Raw genomic sequence first — 19,635 nt, 5'->3', positions numbered from 1 at the left:
CTTAATCACGTAACTCCTTTCCGGTAAAAGATAGGAAGACATCGCTGAGACTTGGCTGCTCACTATACAGTTTTAAGTAGGCCAGCCCATGTTGGTTCAAGAGCTGGGCCAGGGCAACGATGTTGCTTCCTTTTTGGGTAAATTGGAGAGTATAAGCTGACTTATTTTTATCCAGCAGCTGCAGATGGGGCAGACTTTCCATTTTCTTGATGATTGCATCTGAAGCCCCTTCCACCAATTCCAGGTGGATGATTTCCTTGGTGGCAATCATGGATTTGAGTTCTTCTGGGGTACCATCCACCACGTTATGACCCTTATCCATGATGACAATGCGGTCGCATAGCTGATCTGCCTCATCCAGATAATGGGTGGTATAGACAATGGTTGAGCCTTCTTTGTTGAGCCGTTTGATACCTTCCAAGATGAAATTCCGACTCTGGGCATCCACAGCGACAGTCGGTTCATCCAGGAAAATCAATTTGGGTCTATGGGCGATGCCGCAGGCGATATTGAGGCGGCGCTTGAGCCCGCCGCTCAGTTTATTGGGAAAGAATTTTCGATAATCTTCCAAGCCAACAAATGAAATGGCTTCTTCGACCAAATTTTTCCGTCTCTGCTTGTCTTTGATATAGAGACCGCAGAAGAAGTCGATGTTTTCATAGACCGTCAGCTGTTCAAAGTAGGCCAACTCCTGAGGCACCAAGCCAATGTTTTTCTTGATATGGTAGGCGTTTGGGACCATAGCCTCCCCAAAAACCCGAATATCGCCCTTGTCATAGGTCAAGAGCCCCAGCATACAGTTGATGGCAGTGGTTTTACCACAACCATTTGGGCCTAAAAAGCCAAGGATTTCACCTTCTCTGACTTCCAAATTAAAATGATCCAGAGCAAGGAGTTCCTTGTAGCGTTTGACCAATTCTTTGATTTCAATGGTTTTCATTTTTCTCCTCCTTTTTAAACAGACATTTCGCCTTTTACAATTCTAGTATAGTCTTTTTGGCAAACAGTAACCAGTGTCCCCAGTCATATCTTGATATGAAAATAGTCATATTTTCCCCTGGAAGACTAGCATTTCTGGCTGAAATACCGTATACTAAAACTAGATTGGATGTTCTTGGTGAAAGGAGAAGGAATGCGTACCATCATTGAAAAAATTCTGTTGAGCATGCTCTCCTATGCAGCCTTGCTTCTGCTGGATAGGGGACAAAATAGTGTGGCCTTCCTGCTCCTATCCCTCATCTTATCTTTCTTGCTGGAGCTGTTCCTGCAAAAAAGGCTTCAAGTGGGGATTTTACTTGCCCATGCCCTGCTGTTTCTGCTGAAGCCAGAAGCCCTCTTTTTCTTTCCCTTGTTTGTCTATTCGGCTATACAGATTATTCCTAATTGGACTTGGCTTTGCCTCTTCGTCCTCTTTTTCTTACCGACTCCGCTGACTGTCCTCTTTAGCTTTTTAGCGGCCTACATGGCCTACCAAAGGCAGGCAGATCAGGCTTTTAGGAAGCAAAATCTGCAAATCCAGAATCGGCTGGCCCATGACAAGATGGCCCTGCGCCGCAAGCAGCAGCAGTTGGAGCAGGATCAGGTCAAGAATTTGGAAATTGCCACCCTGTCTGAGCGCAACCGCATTGCCCATAGCTTGCACGACTCCATCGGGCACCTGATCAGCAGCAGTATCTTGCAGCTGGAAGCCCTCCAGATAACCAGTCAGGAAGAAGCCACCCGTAACCGCTTGGAAATCCTGTCAGAACACCTGCAAACAGGTATGACCGACATCCGCCAGACCCTCCACCAGCTTTACAACGAATCCTTTGACCTCCACCAGCGCCTAGAGGAAAGTTTGGAACCGCTCGGCAATCGGGAATTGACCTTTCATTATAGTGTGGAGTCGCACTTGCCCCTCTCTGTCAAGCTTGACCTCCTGACCATTGTCAAGGAATTGGTGACCAACTGCTGCAAGCATTCCAACAGCAGCCAGGTAAGGCTGGTCTTGGTGGAGCAGCCCAGCTTTTTCAGCCTGACCTACAAGGACAATGGCAGTCTTCATTCCCAGAGTCAGAAGGGAATTGGTCTTTATTCGATTGAAGAAATTGTCCAAAAATACAAGGGAAATATGACCATTGACCAAGCAGATGGCTATCACCTGCACTTGATCTTTAGAAAGGAGGCCATAGAGCTATGAAGGAACTCGTGATTATCGATGATGATTATTTGGTGGTTCAGGCCTTGGAAACCATTGTTAATTCCAAGGAAAATCTAACTGTCGTGGCAACTGGCCACAGTGGCCAAGAAGCCATTGACCTCTATCAGCAGCACCAGCCCGACCTCCTTTTGATGGACATCCGCATGGATCCCATGTCAGGTATTGAGGCAGCGGCCAGCATATTGGAGGAGCATAAGGAGGCCAAGATTCTCTTTATCACCACCTTTCAGGACGATGACTATATCACAAAGGCCATGGCTCTGGGCTGCCGCGGATACATTTTAAAACAAAATATCAAGGGTATTGTTCCCGCCATCGAAGCCGTTGACAATGGCCACCTGGTTTTTGATTCAAAGATTATTCAAGCCATCCACCCCAAGAAAGAAGTGCAGGATGTCGAGCATTTGACAGAGCGTGAAAACCAAGTTCTGCGCCTGGTTGCAGATGGTCTCAACAACAAGGAAATCGCGGACCTCCTTTTTTTGAGCGAAGGCACCGTACGCAACTATGTATCTGCCCTGATGGACAAATTAGAACTGAGAGACCGGACCCAGCTGGCGGTCTATTATTACAAACACCAGTCATAATGGGACTGCAGTGAGATTTGAAAAGGAGAAAACGATGTCAGAAATCTGGGATGCCTACGATAAGGATCGAAATCTGCTCCTGGGGAAATCCATCAAGCGCGATACTTTTTCCACGGATGATGACTATCACCTGGTTGTCGAAGTGCTTCTCCTTCACGAAGATGACAATAGTGTCCTCTTTATGAAGAGGAGTCCAGAAAAACCATCCTTTCCTGACTATTATGAAGCGACTGCAGGCGGATCCGCCTTACAGGGCGAAAGCTCTGAGCAGGCCGTCCACCGCGAATTGCTTGAAGAGATAGGCTTGACAGTCAGTCGCTTACAGCTTTTCTACCAGACCACCGAAGACAAGTACCATATGCACTTTGACAAATATATCGGTTGGACCAAGGAAAGCAAGGAGGCTATTTCTTATCAGGAAGGAGAGACAGTTGGCCATGTCTGGGTCAAACCCCAGGATTTACCAACTTTTCTAAAAGAGGAAAAAATAGTCCCTTCGCAGATTGAGGAACTAAACATTCTTTTTAATCTAAATGATTAATCTAGATGTCATACAGAAAAAGCGACAAACTCTGCTTTTGAGTTTGTCGCTTTAGTCCATCATAGATGGGATGGAACAATCTTTTTATTTATTAAAAAATTGCTGAATCAATTGCCCCCCATAAATCCAAAAATAGCTGTAGGAAATAATGGATAAGGGTTTGCAAATAAGAATGATGGTGATGAATTTTCTATAGGACATGCTGGTTAGCCCAGTAATCATCACCATGGCATCAGCCGGAGAAATAGGGGAGAGCATGCAGAGAATGAAGAAAATTTCAAATCCCCGTTTGTCATCAATCTTACTTTCATACTTATCAAATGTCTCCTCTTTCATAAAAAGCAAACAAAACTTTCTGCCATAAGTCCGAGACAACCAGAAGAGGATGATACTTCCAATGATGATACCAATGTAGTTGACGACAAATCCCAAGAGAGGACCAAAGACAAGAGCCCCAACAACAGTTGTCACCCCACCCGGTATAACCGGGAAAACGACCTGAACAATTTGGATTAAAATATAGGTGAAACTCCCAAGAGAACCTTGTTTCTCCAGAAATTCTTTAAGGATATTTTGGTCATTTAAAATTCCAATTTTATAAAGCCATATAACAAAGAAAAAAGTAGCGATAAGGATAAGGACACTTAATATTTGAATTGTTTTTTGCCAAAATTTATACATAATTTCATTGTACCATAGAAAGTGGATTTTTCCGACTCCAAGCTCGGAAGAAAATTATTTTGCTTTTTCAAAAATAATTTGTTATAATGTGAAACGTAACGAATTTAGGGGTCGTTACGGATTCGACAGGCATTATGAGGCTTGTTCTGCAACCCGACTGGCGGCGTAACCGCTCAGTTTAAATATAACTGCAAAAAATACAAACTCTTACGCTTTAGCTGCCTAAAAAACAGCGGGTGTGACCAACCATAAATTGCTTGTGTTTATGAATTGGTCTTAATATAGCAAGCTACGTTAGGACAGTGTCAGGCTGTTTTAAAAGAGATTGACTGACTCGCAAGATTTGGATTTGAGTTATGTATCAAGGTCTTGTTAAAATAAGACATAACCTATGGTTGTAGACGAATGAGTTAGCAGGTGTTTGGACGTGGGTTCGACTCCCACCGGCTCCATCCCTAAGCATGGAAGATTACTCAAGAGGCTTAAGAGGCCGTGTTGGAAACGCGGTAGGCGTGTAACAGCGTGCGTGGGTTCGAATCCCATGTCTTCCGTCCAAAATGAGCATTGGCAACAATGCTTTTTTTCTTGTTTAAAAGGTGGCTGATGCCACCTTTTATTGCAGATTGAGCTTTTTGGTCATGATAAAGTGAGTACCAAAGTAGAAGCCCAGAGCCATTAAAATATTCAATACCAGTAGAACAGGGTTCTGTCTGATTGGAACCATGACTTCCTCGTAATTGACTGTGGAGGTGATGCTCGTCATGGTCTGAATGATACCCAGCACAAAGTTGAGCCCCACATAAAAGGCGACAGCCAGAAGAACCCGGTGGTCCTTGAACAATTGGCCCAAAGAGATGGCGAAGTAGCTCAAGAGAATTCCTAAGACTGTATTGATGAAAATACTAAAGAAGAAGAGGATACCATCAAGGAAATATAGACTTATCAGAAAGATAAACTGGGTCCATGCTTCATTTACAAAATCAGCCATACTTGGCATTTGTTGGGACAGACTGATTCCTGCAATGATGAAGCCACTCAGGAGAATAACCAGGGAGGCAATAAAGTACCAGATCAAAGCAGCTACCAATTTACTCAGAATCAACTGGTGGCTATTAACAGGCAGGGTCATGGTAAGATAACCTTGTCTGCCATAGATATTTTTATAGAAACGACTGACGACAAGGAAGAAGGTCGAAATCAAGAGGCCAATGATAATAATGGCAAAGGCAAAAATGGTGAAGCCTAGGAGTAGGCTTTCTGCAAAAGCAGGACCATTTTCCAAAAAACGGGCATTGTGTTCACTCCGGTAGGCGATGGTCTGTACCCAGAAACCAATAACCAATGACAAGAGACCAGTGATGGCATAGAGGCTCAGATACCATTTGCCCAGTGATTTAAATTCGTATTTTAATAATTTTCCAAACATATTCTATCTCCTCCTTGGGACTAAGCTCTAAAATCACTGCGGAAGAGCTCATCGATGGAAAGGCCGCTTTCAACGCGCAGATCATCCACATTTCCTTGGCGGACCACACTACCATTCTGCAGGAAAATGACTTCATCCAGGACTTGCTCTACATCCGAAATCAGGTGGGTTGAGAGGATAACAGAAGCAGTTGGAGAGTAGTTGTTGATGATGGTGCGAAGGATGTAATCCCTAGCGGCAGGGTCAACCCCTCCGATGGGCTCATCCAAGATGTACAGCTGAGCCTGACGGCTCATAACCAAGATCAACTGAACCTTTTCTTTATTTCCTTTTGATAGGTGCCGCATACGGCTGTTAGGGTCAATGTGCAAATCTTCTAGCAGGTGATAGGCCCGTTCCTGGTCAAAGTCAGCATAAAAATCCCGAAAGAGTTCGATGGCCTGGCTGACCTTCATGTTTTCATCCAGATAAGTAGTATCCGGCAGATAGGAGACAATGGCCTTGGTTTCAGGTGACGGTGTATGTCCCTTGATGAGGATTTGACCATAGTCCGGCTGAAGCAGACCATTCAAGAGCTTGATAAGGGTGGTTTTTCCTGAACCATTAGGACCAAGTAAGCCGATAATTTTTCCAGTCTCTAATTTCAAATTGATATTATTTAGGGCAACTAGACTGCCATAGGCCTTGGATACTTGTTGGATTTCTACCAGATTAATTGGTTTGTCCATAAGGCTCTCCTTTCAAAAATTCTTCTAATTGTGCGACCAAATCGATTTTTTCAAAACCGAGATCGAGCATATTGGTGACAAAGGAATCTAATTCCTGCTGAGCCAACTCCACTCGAGTTTTTTGGATGAGTTCCACATTATCCGTGACAAAGCGTCCAGTTGTCCGCACAGAATAAACAAAGCCTTCTGTTTCCAAGTCGGAGAGGGCCCGTTGGACAGTATTGGGATTGACACCAGCTGTTTCAGCCAAATCACGGACAGTAGGCAACTTGTCACCCGACTTGAGTTGTTTGGTGACAATCTGTAACTTGATAATATTACTGATTTGTATATAGATGGGAATATTGTTATCAAATTTCCAAGCCATATTTCTTCCTTTCTAGACAATTTCTGGAAATAGCTGTTGCAACATCCTGGAAATTGTATCTTTGTATTAACTTGATAATACATTATTTTAAAGAATAATGCAAGTAATTTAACTCTTTTTTTTGTATAATAGAGAAAGAAACCATTTTCAAGGAAAAGAGAGGAGCTGCCATGCTGGCACAAATGGATACCAAGACTGTCTATACCTTCATGGATAGCACCCTGACGATTGACAAATATGTGGCGCGTGGCAAAGAATTGGGCTATGCTTATCTGGGTATCATGGACCACAACAATCTCTATGCGGCCTATTCCTTTATGGAAGCTTGTTATAGAGCAGAGATTCGTCCCTTAATCGGTTGCGAGTTAGATCTTGAATTGGAACAGGTGCCAATCACCATTCAAGTTCTAGCCCTTAATAGCATAGGCTACCAACACCTCATGAAAATCTCAACCGCCAGGATGATGGGGGAAAAGGACTTTGCGGCTATCCGCCAGTATTTGACAGATGTAGCTGTTATTGTTCCAGTGGAAAACATGAAAGTTGCTGAAAATTTGGGAGTGGACTACTATATCGGTGTCCGTCCAGATACCCCCGCTCAAAAATTTGACAAACCTATTTTGCCACTTTATACTGTTCGCTATTTGGAAGAATCGGACCTAGAAACCATACAAGTCCTGCATGCTATCCGTGAAAATCAAGCCCTCAGTCAAATCGGACAGATCCCCATCCACCAAGCCTTCTTGTCACCAAGCGAGCAGGCAGATCTTTTTGTCCATAATTTTCCGCAAGCTCGTCAGAATCTGGAGGAGTTGGTTTCTGGTATTCACTATGAACTAGATCGGGATTTAAAATTGCCCCGTTTTAATCGTGAACGACCAGCAGTAGAAGAGCTACGGGAAAGAGCCTATGCGGGACTAGAGAGAAGAGGTTTGCTGGCACAAGTCTACCAAGATAGAATGGACAACGAATTGTCCATTATCCACCAGATGGGCTTTGATGACTATTTTCTCATCGTCTGGGACTTGCTGCGCTTTGGCCGCAGTCAGGGCTACTATATGGGCATGGGACGGGGTTCGGCAGTCGGAAGCCTAGTGGCCTATGCCTTGGACATAACAGGGATTGACCCAGTCAAGCATAATCTCCTCTTTGAGCGCTTTTTAAACCAAGAACGCTTCAGCATGCCTGATATCGATATTGATATCCCGGATATCTATCGGGGAGACTTCTTACGCTATGTGCAAAAACGCTACGGCAGTATGCACACTGCCCAGATTGTTACCTACTCGACATTCGGTGCCAGACAGGCCATCCGGGACGTTTTTAAACGATTCGGAATCCCTGAGTACGAGTTGACCAACATCACAAAAAAGATTTCTTTCCGCGATAGTTTGACCTCGGCCTATGAAAAAAATGCCTCCTTCCGCCAGATCATCAACAGCAAGGCCGAGTATCAGAAGGCCTTCACTCTGGCCAAGGCCATCGAGGGCCAACCAAGGCAGACCTCCATCCATGCCGCTGGTGTAGTGATGAGTGACAATGATTTGACCGATGTCATCCCGCTCAAACAGGGGGAGGATATGTTGATTACCCAGTATGATGCCCATGCTGTTGAGGCCAATGGTCTGCTCAAGATGGACTTCCTAGGTCTGCGCAATCTGACCTTTGCCCAAAAGATGAAAGAGGCAGTAGCTGAAAAATATGGCATTGAAATGGTGATTGAAGACATTGACTTGGAAGATAAGGAAACCTTGGAACTCTTTGCCGCGGGTCAAACCAAGGGCATTTTCCAGTTTGAGCAACCAGGGGCCATCAATCTTTTGAAGCGGGTCAAACCAAACCGCTTTGAAGACTTGGTAGCGACCACCAGTCTCAATCGTCCTGGTGCCAGTGATTATTCGGATAACTTCGTCAAGCGTAAGCACGGCCAGGAAAGAATTGACCTGTTGGACGACTCCATTGCAGACATTCTACGACCAACCTATGGCATCATGCTCTATCAGGAACAAGTGATGCAGATAGCTCAACGCTATGCAGGCTTTACTCTAGGAAAGGCCGACTTGCTCAGACGGGCCATGTCTAAAAAGGATGTCCAGCAGATGCAGGAGATGGAAGCAGAATTTCTTCAAGGAGCGAGGAAGTTGGGTCATAAAAGTGATAAGGCTAAGGATATCTTCGGGATGATGGTTAAGTTTGCAGGCTATGGTTTTAACCGAAGTCATGCCTATGCCTATTCAGCCCTGGCCTTTCAACTAGCTTATTTTAAAACCCATTACCCTGATGTCTTTTTTGACATTATGCTCAATTATTCCAGCAGTGATTACATCACAGATGCCCTGCAATTTGATTTTAAGGCAGCTAAACTTTCTATCAACAACATTCCCTACCACGACCGTTTTGACAAAAAAGAGATTTTCATGGGGCTCAAGAATATCAAGGGCTTTCCGAGGGATTTTGCTTTCTGGATTGTGGAAGAGCGGCCTTTTAAAAGTGTAGAAGATTTTATTCTCAGATTACCATCTCAGTACAAAAAACAGGAATTGTTGATTCCGCTCATCCAACTAGGCCTTTTTGACATATTTGAAAAAAACCGGCAAAAAATTATCAGCAATCTAGACAATCTCTTTGTCTTCGCGGATGCCTTTGGCTCCTTCTTTGCAGAAGAAGAGTACAGCTGGACAGAGGCGGAAGATTATAGTGACAGTGAAAAGTATGATTTGGAGCAAGCCATTATCGGTGTGGGAATCAGTCCCCATCCTTTGCTGAAAATCAGCAGGGAAGCTAGACAGGATTATGTGGATTTAGCTGACTTAGTAGAAGGACAAAAGGCGACTATTTTAGTTCAAATTCAGTCCATTCGAACTATCCGAACCAAGAAAACAGGGGAGCAAATGGCCTTTCTTCAGGTCACTGATACCAAAAAGAAATTAGATGTCACTCTCTTTCCAGAAGTTTATCGGCGGTACGCTCCTGAATTGAAAGAAGGTGTCATTGCTTACCTATCTGGTCGTGTTCAGGAACGGGATGGGCATTTGCAGCTTCTGTTGGAAAACATGGAAAGTCCGAATCTAGAGAGATTTTGGATCTTGCTGGAGAATCAGCAGTACGATGAAGAATTGGCTGCTATCTTAAAAAACTATCCTGGAAATATACCAGTTATTCTCCATTATCAGGACAGTAATCAGACCATTCAGGCTCAGCGAATTTTTGTCCAAAAATCAGAGGAATTGCAGGAGAAATTGGCAGGAATTTCTTTGAAAACGGTTTTTCGATAAAAAACACATAAAACCTAAGCAAGTTACTGTTTAATGTGGTATAATGGTACAGTTAAAATGAAAACAAAGGAGTAAAATACGAATGAAACGTATTGCTGTCTTGACCAGTGGTGGTGATGCCCCTGGAATGAACGCTGCTGTTCGTGCAGTTGTTCGTAAGGCCATTTATGAAGGCATGGAAGTCTATGGTATCAATCGTGGCTATGCCGGCATGGTGGAAGGTGACATTTTCAAATTTGAAACCAAAGATGTGACCAACATTATGTCACAGGGTGGAACCTTCTTGCGTTCAGCTCGTTACCCAGAATTTGCCCAATTAGAAGGTCAGTTGAAAGGGATTGAGCAATTAAAAAAACACGGTATTGAAGGTGTTGTGGTTATCGGTGGTGACGGGTCATACCACGGAGCAATGCGCTTGACAGAACATGGATTCCCAGCTGTTGGTGTACCGGGTACAATTGACAACGACATTGTTGGTACAGACTTTACCATTGGTTTTGATACTGCTGTCAATACAGCCATCGAAGCTATTGATAAAATCAGTGATACATCATACAGCCACAAGCGCACATTCGTTGTGGAAGTGATGGGACGTCACGCCGGCGATATTGCTGTTTGGGCTGGTCTTGCAACGGGTGCTGATCAAGTCATCATCCCAGAAGAAGACTTTGACATCAAGGAAGTTGTTAAACGCAACATGGATGGTTATGAAAATCGTGGTAAAAGTCATGCCATTATCGTCTTAGCTGAAGGTGTAACCAATGCAGAAAACTTTGTTGCCATGATGAAAGAAGCTGGTGATACCAGCGATCTTCGTGCAACTAACCTTGGTCACATTCTTCGTGGCGGACGTCCGACAGCTCGTGACCGGGTTCTTGCATCATGGATGGGAGCAAAAGCAGTTGCTCTTCTGAAAGAAGGCAAGGGTGGTCTGGCAGTCGGTATTAAACACGAAGAGTTGGTTGCTTACCCAATCATGGGGACAGCTGAGGAAAATGCCTTGTTCAGCCTGACAGAAGATGGCAAAATTAAGGTTAACACTCCTCATAAGGCTCAGATCGAATTGGCTCAACTTAGTCGCGAATTGCGCCGCTAAGTCTCTCATATCAGAATAAAATTAAAATTTAGGAGTATTTTTAAAATGTTTAAACGTGTTAAAATCGTTGCAACCCTTGGTCCTGCAGTAGAAATCCGTGGTGGTAAAAAATTCGGTGATGATGGCTACTGGGGTGAGAAACTGGATGTAGAAGCATCAGCAGAGAAAATTGCACAGTTGATTTCTGAGGGTGCAAATGTCTTCCGTTTCAACTTCTCACATGGAGACCATGCTGAGCAAGGAGAGCGCATGGCAACAGTTCGTCGTGCTGAAGAAATTGCTGGTCAAAAAGTTGGTTTCCTTTTGGATACTAAAGGACCTGAAATCCGTACAGAATTATTTGCAGACGATGTGAAAGAATACTCATATAAGACTGGTGAAGTGATTCGTGTTGCTACAAAACAAGGCTTGAAATCAACACGTGAGTTGATTGCATTAAATGTTGCTGGTGCTTTGGATATCTTTGATGATGTTTCAGTTGGTAAACAAGTGCTAATTGATGATGGTAAACTTGGTCTTCGCATCATTGAAAAAGATATTGATAAGCGAGAATTTGTTGTTGTTGTCGAAAACGATGGTATCATTGCAAAACAAAAAGGTGTGAACATCCCTTACACCAAGATTCCTTTCCCAGCTTTGGCTGAACGTGATAATGCAGATATCCGCTTTGGTTTGGAACAAGGTCTGAACTTTATCGCTATCTCATTTGTACGTACCGCTAAGGATGTAGAAGAAGTTCGCAACATCTTGAAAGAAACTGGTAATGAGCATGTGCAACTCTTCTCTAAAATTGAAAACCAACAAGGTATTGACAATATTGATGAAATCATCGCTGCTTCAGATGGTATCATGATTGCCCGTGGTGACATGGGTATCGAAGTACCGTTTGAAATGGTTCCAGTATACCAAAAAATGATCATCACTAAGGTTAACGCTGCTGGTAAAGCGGTTATCACTGCAACAAACATGTTGGAAACCATGACTGAAAAACCACGTGCGACTCGTTCAGAAGTATCTGACGTCTTTAATGCGGTTATTGACGGTACAGATGCAACAATGCTTTCAGGTGAGTCAGCAAATGGTAAGTACCCAGTTGAATCTGTTCGTGCTATGGCAACGATTGATAAGAATGCACAAACCCTCTTGAAAGAGTACGGCCGCTTGGATTCTTCGCACTTTGACCGTACTTCTAAAACAGAAGTTATCGCCTCAGCAGTGAAGGATGCAACCAACTCAATGGATATTAAATTGGTTGTAACAGTGACTGAGACTGGATTCTCAGCTCGTCAAATCTCTAAATACCGTCCAGATGCAGATATCTTGGCCATTACTTTCACTGAGAAAGTTCAAAAATCACTCATGATTACTTGGGGTGTCATCCCAGTTGTGACTGATAAACCAAACTCAACTGACGACATGTTTGAATTGGCTGAAAAAGTTGCTCTTGAGCAAGGACTTGTTGAGCCAGGTGACAACATCGTTATCGTAGCGGGTGTACCAGTAGGTGTATCTGGTTCAACCAACACAATGCGTGTCCGCACAGTATTGTAATAAATCAAAAAGAACAGTTTTCGGACTGTTCTTTATTTTTTGATGTACCTATCTGGTGAGAATGGTCTTCTGTCGAAAAAATTCTTCAATTCGAGAATTTCTCTAGCGATTTGCCAACCGATGAAGGGGCCCGAAGTCAAGCCAGATGAACCGAGGCCACTAGCGACCCAAATAGAAGGTTGATCGTTTAAGTTGCCATAGAAGGGTAAAAAGTCAGAAGTATAGGCCCGAGTTCCGACTCGGGTTTTTGAGATAGGATAGTTCTTTAGGGCAGGGATAAATTGAATGGCCGTTTCCTTCATCTCTTCTATCAGCTGACTATCCACTGTCAAATCATAACCCTTATCGTTTTCATGACTAGCTCCAATAGCTAGCCTTCCCTGATCAAAGGGTAGGATATCTATTTCTCCATGCAGCATGCAGCCAGGCCACTTACCGCTTGAAAAATTAGTTTCTACTTCTAATAGCTGTCCCTTTTGAGGTCTGATATCCACCTTGTAACCTAAGGGTTCTAAGATTTGTGGCAGCCAGGCACCAGAGGCTAAGATCAGCTGATCGTAGGCCAGTTCTTGCTCATTGACTTGGACAGTTTGGTGCTTGCCCAACCTGGCTTGACCATGGATGATTGTACCCCCCTTTTGGAGGAAGAGCTTCTGCAAAATATCCAATAGAGCTGCACCGTCTAGCCGACCGCCGCCACCAGTCAGGACAGCCCCTTGGTCTGTTTCAAGTTCGGGAATTAGCTGGCCTAGGTTGCTTTCCTCATAGATGGTCAGCTCGCCAATCATCTCTGCCTCCTGTCTTCTCTCAAGCGCTAATTGATAGAGTTTTTCCAGCAGATGTGGTTGATTTTTAAAGACTAAGGTGCCTGTTTGGCGGTAGGGAAGTTCATCAACACCTGCCCGTTTCAAATCCTCCATTAACTGTAAGTAGAAGTTGGCACCTTGCGATGTCAGGCGATACCAGTCCTTATTGCGCCTTTGGGAAAGCCAGGGACAGATGATGCCAGCAGCAGCTCGTGTTGCATTGCCCTGACCACTGTCAATCAGAGTAATATTGCATTCAGCATACCTTGAAAGATAAAATGCGGCAGTGGAGCCAACAATGCCCCCGCCGATAATGATGATTTCTTTTTTCATAGTGCTAGTATATCACAAATCACCTAGTTTCCATATTTGCCTCAAGATGGTAAAATAGGACTATTGAATGTAAAGGGAGTGAAATATGGAAGATGTGATGAATCCTTCGGTCTTGATCTTGGGTCAAGGAGCGATAAAAATTGCGGCAATAGGAGACAGTCTAACCTACGGTTATGGATTGGAAAATCGCCAACAGGATGCTTATCCTAGTATTTTATTAGAATTATTGGGCTCACATTACCAGGTTGCTAATTATGGGATGAGTGGTCGGTCCTTGTTATCCACTTCAGACTACCCTTATCTGAAGGAAAAAAATGCCCAGCAATCTTTGGAGAGTGATGCAGATATTGTCATCATCATGATTGGCAGCAATGATAGCCGGACAGCCTACTGGAACAAGGAGCAGTTCATCAAGGAATACCGTGACCTTGTCAAGGGTTATATCAAGCTCCCCAGTCAGCCGGAAGTCTTTATTCTGGCGCCGCCCTATGTGCCCACCAGTCGCTTTGGCCTAAACAATGAAGTCATCCGCGATGAGATTCAGCAGATTGTTGAGGATGTAGCTGATGAATTGGGTGTCCATTTTATCAATCTCTATCCCATCACAGAAGATCATCCAGAATACTACAGCGATGGCCTACACCTGACTCCACTTGGTAACCGAGTGATTGCGAAAGCTATCTTTTCAGCCCTGAGAGCATAAGACCTATCCATTTTCTCATGAAATATGATATACTAATATGGAAGAGATTGGAGAAATTATGGTAAAAAGAGATTTATATGGAATTATTGGATTGATTGTGCTCACCGTTTTGGCCTTAGTAGCTCTTCGGGTCTGGGTATATGAGCCAGTCACCATCAATGAACAAATGGCCAATCAATATTTGGCGGAAAAAGATGTCATTATCGCCGACCGCAATAAGGAAATACAGTATGGTGATTTTGTTCTCTACACAGTAGATAAGAAAGAATATGTCGGTCGTGTCATTGCGATGGAAGGTGATAGTGTGACTTATCTTTATGATGTCCTCTACCGCAATAATGAAATTGTTCCAGAGAATTATTTGAAGATCCACGGTCAGTCAGAATACTATACCGAAGATATGACCATCGAAACTTTGACAAAGGGTAAGTATTCGACTGTAGCAAAGGATTCTTATCTGATTTTAAATGACAAGCGTACAGACTTGCGAGACAGTCGTCAGTTTGGTTTGATTACTAAGAAACAAATTATTGGCCCTTTGACCTTTCGCTTGAAACCTTTTAGCCAATTTGGCTTTATCGATAATGGACTGGCTCAATAGAGCTGGTTTTTCTATGCCCCTTAGCGATTGCAAGCCCAATGGGCGCAGCAGAGCTTAGGGGCATTGATGCAGTTCGAACAGATGTGAGAACTACGTACCTTGAAATCTTTAGCGATTGCAAGTCCAGAGGGCGAAGCAGAGCTTAGGGGCATTGATGCAGTTTGAACATGTGAGAACTACGTTCCTTAGTATCCTTAGCGATTGCAAGCCCAAAGGGCGCAGCAGAACTTAGGGGCATTGATGCAGTTCGAAGGAGTGAGAACTACGTTCCTTAGTATCCTTAGCGATTGCAAGCCCAAAGGGCGCAGCAGAGCTTAGGGGCATTGATGCAGTTTGAACAAGTGAGAACTACGTTGCTTAGTATCCTTAGCGATTGCAAGCCCAGAGGGCGCAGCAGAGCTTAGGGGCATTGATGCAGTTCGAACAAGTGAGAACAGCGTTCCTTAGTATCCTTAGCGAATGCAAGCCCAAAGGGCGCAGCAGAGCTTAGGGGCATTGATGCAGTTCGGACAAGTGAGAACTAGGTTGCTTGAAATTCTCTAAATTTGGTCAATAGTAGGTTGGTGCGGAAGATTTTGGTTTGTGCAAAAGAAGACTATACCAATTTTTTAGTTGACAATCTAAACATCTTGATATATACTGATTTCATCAGTCTTTTTGATAAAAAATTAGACTATACCAATTTAAATGTGAAGGAACTCTACAGAAATGTAGAGGGTGAAAATAACATGTGTGGAATCGTTGGTGTTGTAGGCAGTCGTAATGCAACAGACATCTTGATGCAGGGTCTTGAAAAGTTGGAATACCGTGGCTATGACTCAGCTGGTATTTTTGTAACAACAGGGAAAAAAGGCAGCTTGATTAAATCTGTTGGTCGTATTGCAGACCTTCGGGCTAAGATTGGGATTGACATTGCTGGTTCAACTGGTATTGGACACACGCGCTGGGCGACTCATGGCAAACCGACCGTTGACAATGCCCATCCCCATACTTCTCAAACTGGGCGCTTTGTCCTCGTCCACAATGGAGTGATTGAAAATTACCTGCAAATGAAGGAAGATTATCTGGCTGGCCATGACTTTAAGGGTCAGACGGATACAGAAATTGCCGTTCATTTGATTGGTAAATTTGTGGAAGAGGATGGCTTGGATGTTTTGGAAGCCTTCAAGAAGGCCCTTCATATCATCGAGGGTTCCTATGCCTTTGCCTTGATTGATTCTGAAAATCCAGATGTCATCTACGTGGCCAAAAACAAGTCTCCACTCCTGGTTGGTTTGGGCGAAGGCTACAACATGGTCTGCTCAGATGCGATGGCTATGATTCGGGAAACCAACCAATTCATGGAAATTCATGACAAGGAATTGGTTATCGTGACCAAGGATTCCGTTCAAGTGCAGGATTACGAAGGAAATCCAGTAGAACGTGAAGCCTATACTGCTGAGTTGGATCTGTCTGACATCGGTAAGGGAACCTACCCGTTCTACATGCTCAAGGAAATCGATGAGCAACCAACTGTGATGCGTAAACTCATCTCAACATACGCCAATGAAGATGGCAGCATGAAAGTAGATGCCGACATCGTCAAGGCTGTTCAGGAAGCAGACCGTATCTACATCTTGGCAGCTGGTACATCCTACAATGCAGGTTTTGCATCTAAAAACATGCTGGAAGCTCTGACGGACACACCAGTTGAGTTGGGTGTGGCATCCGAGTGGGGCTACCACATGCCGCTTCTCAGCAAAAAACCACTCTTTATCCTCTTGACCCAATCTGGTGAAACGGCCGATAGCCGTCAGGTCTTGGTGAAGGCCAACCAAATGGGCATTCCAAGCTTGACCATCACCAATGTACCAGGCTCAACCCTTTCTCGTGAGGCGACCTTCACCATGTTGCTCCATGCTGGCCCTGAAATTGCGGTAGCATCAACTAAGGCTTATACTGCACAGGTAGCAGCCCTTGCCTTCCTAGCGAAAGCAGTTGGTGAAGCCAATGGTAAGAAAGAGGCACTTGAATTTGATTTGGTGCATGAGTTGTCTATCGTGGCTCAGTCCATCGAAGCGACCCTTTCTGAAAAAGATGCCATTGCGGACAAGGTTCAAAATCTCTTGGCCACAACCCGCAATGCCTTTTACATTGGTCGTGGAAATGACTACTATGTCACCATCGAAGCAGCCTTGAAATTGAAAGAAATCTCTTATATCCAATGTGAAGGATTTGCAGCAGGCGAGTTGAAGCACGGAACCATCTCCTTGATCGAAGATGGTACACCAGTTATCGCCCTGATTTCTGCCAACGAAGTGACTGCAGCTCATACACGTGGCAATATTGCTGAAGTAGTTTCGCGTGGCGCCAATATCTTGACTATCGTAGAAGAATATTTGGCCCGTGAAGACGATGATATCATCGTTAATCAGGTTCATCCATACCTCTCTACTATTGCGATGGTTATCCCAACCCAACTGATTGCCTACTATGCATCTCTGCAACGGGGCTTAGATGTGGATAAACCACGTAACTTGGCAAAAGCCGTTACTGTTGAGTAAAAGTTTGAAAGCTCTAGTTGACTAGGGCTTTTAAACATATATGTTGAGACTATAAAACATCATAGCTATTTATTATGTAATCTCCCCCTATGGAATATGGTAAAATAAAAAAGAAATGGAGGTTTGTATGTCATTTGTAAAAGAGTTGAAAAAGTCCCCCATTGCCATTTTGGGTGCTGGGGCAGTTGGAAAAGCAGTTGGAGCGGACTCTGTTTTGGCAGGCAACCGTGTTCATCTCTATGAATTGCCAGAATATGCAGAGATTAGCCTCAAGCATGTCGAGAAGACGGGTATCACCATCGGAGGGAATCAGAATAATCTCTACGGTTTTGAGCGCAGGGGCAAGGCTAAATTTGATTTGGTTACCACAGATATTCGTGAGGCTGTCAAGGGAGCAAAGCTGATTATTGTGGCAGTGCCTTCCATTGCCCATGACCGCTTCTTTGATGAGCTGGTTCCTGTTTTGGAGGATGGCATGATTGTTCATATCATTCCAGATAATTTTGGCAGTCTGAAATTGCGCAAAAAAATGCGGGAACTCCACTGTGACAAGGAGGTCATTGTTGGTGGTTGGACCAGTGCCCCTTACGGAGCTAGGATTGTCAAGGAGGGTGGTGTCCTCACCCCTCGCATTGAATTGAAATATCGGGCCATCACGCTTCGGGGGGCGGCTTTGCCGATGACGGATCAAGATATCTTTTTGGAAAGTTCCAAGGCTATCGGCAGCTTCGATGCTATCACAGAAGGGGATGGGGTGACTGGTGGTCAGACCGTACTGGACATTGGTTTTAGCAATGTCAATCCAGTCCTGCATTGCCCAGGTACCATCTTGGGAGCCAGTGTCATGGAGAATTTTGGTCGTGTCTTTGGAGGCAATGATCCCTATCAATATTCCATCTATTCCCATGCTTACAGCCAGTCAGTGGCAGAAGTGCAGTATGCCTTTTATTTGGAGCAGGTCCAGCTGGCTGAAGCCATTGGAGTGGACTTACAGCGTTATCCCAAGAAAAATTTCTTGTCACGGACCAGCATCTTGGGGCCCGAATACATGGGAGATGACTGTATCGTACCTTTCGAGGAGCAATTCCCCATGGCCTATGGGACAGGGCCTTTCAGCATTCAGGACCGCTATATTACCGAAGATGTGCCAGTCGGTTGCCATATTTACCACCAGCTGGGGAAAAAATATGGGGTAGCGACACCTGTTATCGATAGTATGATTACTTTGGGCTCTGTCATGACTGGTCAATCCTTCTTTGAAACAGGGCTGACCCTGGAAGATTTGGACTTGGCCCACCTATCGGCAGAAGAGACCCTGGCTTACCTGGAAAAGGGGCAGTTTAGAAAGGCAGAAACTTAAGATGACACATTATCGAGGAAGTTTAGAAACTCATCAAGACCTGTATCGCTATCATCAGGTCAATTCAACCCCCATCGCTGGAGCGGCTATCGGCATTATCACCATTGATTTTGACTATGTCAAGTTGCCTGGAAACGTGGCCAATGCAACCACCTTTGACTTTCCAGTTCTCTATGAGGTTGTTTCTTTTGAAATCGAGGATCTTTTTCAAGGAAAGCCTGAAATTCTGGAAGGAATCTTGGATGCGGCTCGCAAGCTGGAGAAAAAGGGAGTGCGTGCTATTGTAGGTGCTTGCGGCTATTTCAATCATTTTCAAGAGCAAATCAAGGCAGCAGTAGAGGTACCTGTTTTCATGTCCAGCGTGCTGCAAATTCCTCTCATCAAGATGGGCTTGAAAGACCATCAAAAAATCGCTGTTTTGGTAGCGGACGGCGAAGGGGCAGACCGAGCCTTTTTTGCCAAGGCCAAGGCGGATATCGATGACTGCATTGTCCAAGACATTGGCAGTTTGGAGAGCTTTGCCCCCATTCGCTACATCAAACCCTATTTGGACAATGAGGCTTTGAGGAATGACTTGGTAGATGTCGTAAGGAGACTGTATGATAAACACCCTGAAATTGGGGCGGTGCTCTTAGAATGCAGTGACTTGCCACCTTATGCAGCCTCTATTCATGCTGCGACGGGTTTGCCAGTTTTTGACTTTATCACCCTCATCAACTGGGTGCATAGTGCGGTGGTCAAACGAACTTATTTTGGTTATTTTTAGAAAGGCTGAGACAATCTCGCCTTTTTCTATTTTTCAAAAGTTCGGGATTTTGGGAAAAAATAGTGAAGTTT

The 19,635-nt window shown here is 44.3% G+C and carries 17 protein-coding genes, 1 tRNA gene and 1 other RNA gene; 13 read left to right on the top strand and 6 right to left on the bottom strand.

Annotated features, from left to right (window positions below; translation table 11 throughout):
* Position 1 precedes the first annotated feature (1 nt).
* The gene (locus ACEYCN_RS09540; RefSeq protein ID WP_373714043.1) at positions 2-940 is read right to left on the bottom strand and encodes an ATP-binding cassette domain-containing protein; all 939 of its coding nucleotides are present in this window, start codon (positions 938-940) and stop codon (positions 2-4) included.
* Between the two features lie 192 nt (positions 941-1,132).
* Here ACEYCN_RS09540 and ACEYCN_RS09535 point away from each other — a divergent pair, with 192 nt between their 5' ends.
* Genes ACEYCN_RS09535 through ACEYCN_RS09525 form a run of 3 tightly spaced genes read left to right on the top strand, consistent with a single transcriptional unit; the run spans position 1,133 to position 3,328 of the window.
* A complete protein-coding gene (locus ACEYCN_RS09535) occupies positions 1,133-2,179 on the top strand; it encodes a sensor histidine kinase (protein ID WP_373714042.1) in 1,047 nt (348 codons plus the stop codon).
* Entirely contained in the window at positions 2,176-2,787 is a 612-nt protein-coding gene (locus ACEYCN_RS09530; RefSeq protein WP_373714041.1) for a response regulator transcription factor, read from the top strand. Before ACEYCN_RS09535 ends, ACEYCN_RS09530 begins: the two co-directional genes overlap by 4 nt.
* A 34-nt stretch (positions 2,788-2,821) precedes the next feature.
* On the top strand, positions 2,822-3,328 hold the full coding sequence (locus ACEYCN_RS09525; protein WP_373714040.1) for an NUDIX domain-containing protein: 507 nt from the start codon (positions 2,822-2,824) through the stop codon (positions 3,326-3,328).
* Between the two features lie 84 nt (positions 3,329-3,412).
* Here ACEYCN_RS09525 and ACEYCN_RS09520 read toward each other — a convergent pair whose 3' ends face one another.
* On the bottom strand, positions 3,413-4,009 hold the full coding sequence (locus ACEYCN_RS09520; protein ID WP_373714039.1) for a TVP38/TMEM64 family protein: 597 nt from the start codon (positions 4,007-4,009) through the stop codon (positions 3,413-3,415).
* Between the two features lie 107 nt (positions 4,010-4,116).
* On the opposite strand from ACEYCN_RS09520, the gene ssrA reads away from it, so the two are divergent.
* Together ssrA and ACEYCN_RS09510 are read left to right on the top strand one after the other, a co-directional pair.
* Positions 4,117-4,464, top strand: a transfer-messenger RNA (tmRNA) gene (gene ssrA, locus ACEYCN_RS09515).
* 8 nt (positions 4,465-4,472) lie between these two features.
* Positions 4,473-4,560 (top strand) — tRNA-Ser (locus ACEYCN_RS09510).
* Between the two features lie 62 nt (positions 4,561-4,622).
* On the opposite strand, the gene ACEYCN_RS09505 is transcribed toward ACEYCN_RS09510, so the two are convergent.
* Genes ACEYCN_RS09505 through ACEYCN_RS09495 form a run of 3 tightly spaced genes read right to left on the bottom strand, consistent with a single transcriptional unit; the run spans position 4,623 to position 6,530 of the window.
* Positions 4,623-5,435, bottom strand: coding sequence for a hypothetical protein (locus ACEYCN_RS09505; protein WP_373714038.1), 813 nt, complete (start codon positions 5,433-5,435; stop codon positions 4,623-4,625).
* A 20-nt stretch (positions 5,436-5,455) separates the two neighbouring features.
* Positions 5,456-6,163, bottom strand: coding sequence for an ABC transporter ATP-binding protein (locus ACEYCN_RS09500; protein ID WP_373714037.1), 708 nt, complete (start codon positions 6,161-6,163; stop codon positions 5,456-5,458).
* Complete coding sequence (locus ACEYCN_RS09495; RefSeq protein WP_373714036.1) at positions 6,147-6,530, bottom strand: GntR family transcriptional regulator; 384 nt, start codon at positions 6,528-6,530, stop codon at positions 6,147-6,149. The genes ACEYCN_RS09500 and ACEYCN_RS09495 overlap by 17 nt, the downstream gene beginning before the upstream one ends.
* A 170-nt stretch (positions 6,531-6,700) precedes the next feature.
* Between ACEYCN_RS09495 and ACEYCN_RS09490 the strand changes: the two genes are divergently transcribed.
* From ACEYCN_RS09490 to pyk, 3 genes are all read left to right on the top strand, one after another.
* The gene (locus ACEYCN_RS09490) at positions 6,701-9,805 is read left to right on the top strand and encodes a DNA polymerase III subunit alpha (protein ID WP_373714035.1); all 3,105 of its coding nucleotides are present in this window, start codon (positions 6,701-6,703) and stop codon (positions 9,803-9,805) included.
* An 82-nt stretch (positions 9,806-9,887) separates the two neighbouring features.
* Positions 9,888-10,901, top strand: coding sequence for a 6-phosphofructokinase (gene pfkA / locus ACEYCN_RS09485; RefSeq protein WP_373714034.1), 1,014 nt, complete (start codon positions 9,888-9,890; stop codon positions 10,899-10,901).
* Positions 10,902-10,946: 45 nt separating this feature from the next.
* On the top strand, positions 10,947-12,452 hold the full coding sequence (gene pyk / locus ACEYCN_RS09480) for a pyruvate kinase (protein ID WP_373714033.1): 1,506 nt from the start codon (positions 10,947-10,949) through the stop codon (positions 12,450-12,452).
* A 32-nt stretch (positions 12,453-12,484) separates the two neighbouring features.
* On the opposite strand, the gene ACEYCN_RS09475 is transcribed toward pyk, so the two are convergent.
* A complete protein-coding gene (locus ACEYCN_RS09475) occupies positions 12,485-13,591 on the bottom strand; it encodes an NAD(P)/FAD-dependent oxidoreductase (RefSeq protein WP_373714032.1) in 1,107 nt (368 codons plus the stop codon).
* A gap of 85 nt (positions 13,592-13,676) precedes the next feature.
* Here ACEYCN_RS09475 and ACEYCN_RS09470 point away from each other — a divergent pair, with 85 nt between their 5' ends.
* The 5 genes from ACEYCN_RS09470 to ACEYCN_RS09450 all read left to right on the top strand — a co-directional run bounded on the left by ACEYCN_RS09470 (position 13,677) and on the right by ACEYCN_RS09450 (position 19,564).
* Entirely contained in the window at positions 13,677-14,294 is a 618-nt protein-coding gene (locus tag ACEYCN_RS09470) for a GDSL-type esterase/lipase family protein (protein ID WP_373714031.1), read from the top strand.
* A 58-nt stretch (positions 14,295-14,352) separates the two neighbouring features.
* Positions 14,353-14,895 carry a signal peptidase I gene (gene lepB, locus ACEYCN_RS09465; RefSeq protein WP_373714030.1) on the top strand — a complete coding sequence of 181 codons (543 nt, stop codon included), beginning with the start codon at positions 14,353-14,355 and terminating at the stop codon, positions 14,893-14,895.
* A gap of 728 nt (positions 14,896-15,623) precedes the next feature.
* Positions 15,624-17,438: a glutamine--fructose-6-phosphate transaminase (isomerizing) gene (gene glmS / locus ACEYCN_RS09460; RefSeq protein WP_373714051.1), complete on the top strand. Its 1,815-nt coding sequence runs from the start codon at positions 15,624-15,626 to the stop codon at positions 17,436-17,438.
* Positions 17,439-17,565: 127 nt separating this feature from the next.
* A complete protein-coding gene (locus ACEYCN_RS09455) occupies positions 17,566-18,798 on the top strand; it encodes an NAD/NADP octopine/nopaline dehydrogenase family protein (protein WP_373714029.1) in 1,233 nt (410 codons plus the stop codon).
* Position 18,799: 1 nt separating this feature from the next.
* Positions 18,800-19,564 (top strand): aspartate/glutamate racemase family protein, encoded by a 765-nt coding sequence (locus tag ACEYCN_RS09450; protein ID WP_373714028.1) that lies wholly within the window; start codon positions 18,800-18,802, stop codon positions 19,562-19,564.
* The last annotated feature ends 71 nt before the right edge of the window (positions 19,565-19,635 follow it).

Source organism: Streptococcus sp., assembly GCF_041802885.1.
Classification (GTDB): domain Bacteria; phylum Bacillota; class Bacilli; order Lactobacillales; family Streptococcaceae; genus Streptococcus.
The sequence above is the reverse complement of the archived record's forward strand: the minus strand, read 5'-3'. Positions and strand labels throughout refer to the sequence as shown.